The sequence below is a fragment of the Myceligenerans halotolerans genome, assembly GCF_054782975.1.
Genome location: NZ_BAAGRL010000031.1, coordinates 1 through 4,713, shown reverse-complemented (window position 1 = coordinate 4,713; position 4,713 = coordinate 1). Strand labels below are relative to the sequence as shown.

At 71.9% G+C, this 4,713-nt stretch carries 1 protein-coding gene; it reads right to left on the bottom strand.

Annotated features, from left to right (window positions below):
- Positions 1 to 34: 34 nt before the first annotated feature.
- Positions 35 to 4,525, bottom strand: a complete 4,491-nt coding sequence (locus tag ACYVK5_RS18900; RefSeq protein ID WP_460707510.1) for a S8 family serine peptidase — start codon at positions 4,523 to 4,525, stop codon at positions 35 to 37.
- Between the last annotated feature and the right edge of the window lie 188 nt (positions 4,526 to 4,713).

Below are 4,713 nucleotides of genomic sequence, written 5' to 3'. Positions count from 1 at the left end.
TGTCGTTCCCCGTTACCCGGTCAGCGGAGGAACCTCACAGGTCCCGGCACTGGCCGAGTCTGCTGCCCGTGACCGTGTTCGGCGAACCGTTGTTCGCCGGCTCCGGGTCGTTGCGGAAGCAGGCGAGCGGTCCGGCGATCTCGTTGTCGCCGATCACCGGGCCCTCCGACTTGAGCACGATGACCGGACCGGTCACGTCGTTGCCCGCGCAGTTCACGGTCGGGTCACCGATCGTGACGCCCGAGCTCCGCATCACGGACAGCGCCCCGATGATGCGGGAGTCGCACACCCGCACCTCGGTCGCCCCGTCGGCCCGGACCAGCGCGACGACCTTCGAGTCCGTGACCCGCAGCCCGGCGCCGTCGGACACGGCGACCTTGCCCAGCACCGTCGCGTCCTCGATGCACGTCGTGCCCTCGGTGACCGAGATCCGTCCGTGGTGCCGGCCGGTGATCACCTCGTCGCACGGCGCCAGGCCCGTCACGGCGACGTCGGCCGACGCGACCGCGGGCGCGTCGAACGGGTCGGACGTGACGTGCTCGGCGGTGTTCGTGTACGTGCCGGTGACCGCGTCAGGAGCGACCACCACGTCGTACGACAGGGTGACGGGATCGATGCTCGGCCCCACGTAGTCGAGGCAGATGCTGCCGCCCTCGGTCACGGCCGACGACGGGTCGCCCGCGCTCACGACGGCGGTGCCGAGCGTGCCCGCGAGGTTCTCGATCCCGACGGTGGCCAGCCCGGGCAGCGTGCCGAGCTCGCCGTACTCGAACGTGATCTCCGGCCGGTCGTCCGACACCGAGTTGTAGATCCAGGTCTGGAACTTCCCGACGGAGTTGGACAGGTCGGTCGGGTCGCCCCCGAACGGGTACGGGTTGTCCCACTGCACGACGGCGACGTCTCCGCCGGTGGCCAGCCGCACGCCGCGGTCGTTCGCCAGCGAGAGCTCCAGGTCGCTCCACAGCGGGGCGATCACACCGTTCGGCGCAGCCGCAGCCGGGATCGCCTGCGGCTCCCACGGGCTTCCGCCGTACCCGCCGGCGATGGTGACCAGGCCGTCGTCGGACACGGTGAGGTTCGGCGACTCGTCGGAGTAGTGCGGGAACGGGCCGATGTTCGAGAACGCGCTGACCGCGGCGCTGTCGCCGTCGAGCGAGCTGAACCCGATACCCAGCTCGCCGAGGTCGAGGAACCCGGCCCACGCCGCGCACTGCGCGTTCGTGGCGGGCGTGGACGCCTCGTAGGCGCCGGCGATCCCCTCCGAGGTGGGCATGTCGACCTCCCACGTGATGGTCTGCCCGTCGACGACGCCGTCACCTGTCACCGACCCGGGGTCGATGCTCAGCCCGTCGGGCACGGTGTCCGTGACGGTGTAGGTGAGGTCCTCCGGCGTCACGTTGGGCTCGACGGTGAGGTCGTACCCGATCGTGTCGCCGATGGCGGCGGCGTCCGTCGACGCGGTCTTGGTCACGTCGTCGGCCAGGCGGGACAGCCGGACCGGGACCTCGCCGATGTCGCCGGGGGTGTCCGGCGAGCTGCCGAGCACCGCGGTGCCGTAGAAGAGGTCGCCCTCCTCCGCGTCGAGGTCCCAGTGCACGCGCACGTCGTACGGCTCGCCGACCGGCAGTTCGCCGTCGGGGCCGGTCACGCCCGCGTTGCCGAGGTCCTCGGACGGGACCACGGCCGTGGCGAGCGTGTGGGTGTCCGGCTGGTTGTCGCTGCCGCCCCAGTTCTGGACCAGGACCCACCAGGTCCCGGCGTCCGGCTCGGGCACCTCGCAGTACTCGGCGGCGGATCCGGACGTCGAGGCGCACGCCTGGGTGTCGGCGCTCGGCGTGTCACCGGTACCGACGAACAGGTCGAGGTCCGGGGCGGTCGCCTGCGTGATCTCCGTGACGAGCCGCTCGGCGCCGTCGGGCACCTCCAGCGTGATGACCTCGACCTGGCTCAGGTCGTCGTACGGCGAGCCGTTGGTCGGGTCCTCGACGAGGGAGCCCTCGTGCAGGTCGGCGGCGGCCAGGCCGCGCACCGAGCCGGTGAAGTCCGACACGGCGATCGACCGGATGTCGGTCACGGCCTGCGAACCCGTGTCACGACGCGTGCTGATGTCGATCTGGTCGGGCAGGACCGCCGCGGCCGGGACGACGGCGACCGGCATGGTCACCGACGGGACGTCCGGGTCGCTCGGGGTGAGCGTGATGCGCCCGAACAGCGTCTCACCCTCGGGAGCGCCGGTCACGTCCGCGGTGACCGCGATGCCCATCGAGTCGCCGGGCGAGACCGTGTCCTGCGACAGGTCCACGGTGAGCGCGAGACCCGGGTCGGAGTCCGCGGACGCCGTCCAGGTGACGCCGGCCGGGGCGGACTCCGGCGCCTGCGCCGTGCGCTCCCACGAGCACGAGGCCAGGCACTGGGTGTCGGCGAAGGACGGCAGGTTGAGCGTGGTGGGGTCGCCGCCCTCCTCGGGGTCGGCGGCCAGGTAGTCCGCCGGGGACTCGTCGAACAGCAGGCCCGCGCTCACGGCGGCCCCGATGTTCATGTGCCCGCTGCCCTGGGCGTACGGGGTGGCCGCCGCGCCGTCGTGGTTCAGCACGCTGGTGCGTGCCGTGGTCATGAGCGCGGACTGCTGCTCGGCCGGGGTCCAGTCCGGGCGGGCCTGCGTCAGCAGGGCGCCGGCGCCGGCGACGTGCGGGCTGGACATCGACGTGCCCGAGATGGTGCCGTACTCGACGTGGTCGTACGCGCCGCCGGCCGAGCCGAGCGCGGCGAGGATGTCGACGCCGGGCGCGGTGAGGGACGGCACGATGGTGTCGACCGCCCGGTTGGGTCCGCGCGACGAGAAGCTGGCCATGGTGTCGCCGAGGGCGTCGTCCACGGTGAACGTGGTGCGCGCGATGGCGGCGGTGTGGCCGGAGCCCTCGGCGAGCCACTCCTTGAGCGCCAGGCCGTCCTGGTGCGTGAGGAAGACGCCGTTGACCGCGTACGCCTCGCCGATCAGGGAGTCGCCGTTGGGCTCGTCGTTGGCGAGCACGAAGCCGACGGCGCCCTGCGCCGCGACGTTCTCCGACTTCGCCACGCGGCCGCCGACGCCGCGGTCGCAGACCACGATCTTGTCGGTGAACTCGGCCTCGTGCCCCTCGGTGTCCTGGCACTGCTCGTCGCCGACGTCACCCGCCCAGACGATCTCGGTGGCGGGCAGCGGCCCCGTCAGGGACTTGCCGGTGAGGTCGGGCAGGTCGCCCGCGCCGCCGGTCAGGTCGGTCAGCGACGAGAACCCGTGCCGGTTGTGGGTGGAGGCACCGACCGAGGTGAGCCAGGGGGCGTCGGCCGGGGAGCCGGTCGTCGCGAACCCGGGGCCGTCGTTGCCGTTGGAGGTCGCCACGAAGATGCCCGCGGCGCGCGCGTTGAGGAACCCGAGCGCGTCGAAGTCGTTCCACAGGTCCGACGGCGCGGGAGAGCCGATCGAGTAGTTGATGACATCGACGCCGTCGGCGATGGCCTGGTCGATCGAGGCGGTCAGCCCGGAGGTGGTGCAGCAGCCCCGGTAGCTGATGACGTTCGCGTGCGGCGCGACGCCGGACACGTCGAAGGCCGGCGGGTCGGTGCCCTCGGGCGCGGTCGGCAGCACGCCGTCGACCACGTTGCCGCCCGACGTCGAAGCCGTGTGCGTGCCGTGCCCGTCCTCGTCCAGGGCGCTCCGGTCCTCGTCGGACAGGAACCCGTAGGCGCCGATCAGCTTGCCGTTGCACGGGAAGTCGGGGTCGTACTGGTGGTCGTTCGACGGGTCGCACACGCCCAGGTAGTTCCCCGCGCCCAGCGGGTTGGTGTGGGTGTAGCCGTCGTCGCCGGTCTCGGCGAACGAGGGGCTGCCCGGGTTGATGCCGGTGTCGATGGTGCCGATGACGACACCCTCACCCCGGTAGTCCTCCGGCAGGCCGAGCTCCTCGACGGCGTTCCACAGCGCGTCGGCGTTGCTCCAGGCCGGACCGGAATCCGTGTGGAGCTCGTGCTCCTTGTCGAGCGCGATGTGCGCGACGGCGGGGTCCTTGGCGATCTCGGCGGCCTCGGCGGGCGTCAGGACGGCGGAGACGCCGTTGACGGCGTACTGGTAGGTGAACGGCACCTCGACGTCGTGCCCCACCGTGCGCTCCATGCGGGTGACGAAGCCGTCCTGCTCCGCCTCGAGGAACTCGGTGTAGTCGCGCGCCCGGGAGGTCGACGGGTCCAGCAACTTGCCCGGCTTCACCGCCGTGGCGTCCAGGCCCGCGACGCCGCCGCGGTAGGTGGGCACGGCGTCATCGGCCAGCCGGATCAGGTAGGTGCGCTCCTCGGTGCCGCGACCGAGGGCCATCTTCTGGATGGCCGGCTCACGCTCGACGCCCGGCTCCGGGGTGGTCTCGGCCGGCGTGAGGTTCTCGGCGATGAGCTCACGGGGGTCGACCTTGTCCGCCGCCGACTCTCCGGGGGACGGAACTGCCGCGGCGGTGGGCGTGAACGCCGCCGCTAACGCCGTGACGGCAGCCATGAGGAGGGGCGTTCTGGACCGGTGTGACATCTATGGCTCCCTTGGGTGTGGCAGCAATGGAACGTTCACGAGCACGTGCCCGTCATTACTTGCGCAGGTCAGGAGGCCGTGTCAATGCCTCCGGGCAAATTTCACCCGGTCCGGTCGGATGAGTCGAGAAGGCGCGCCGGGACGGCATCCACGGCTGC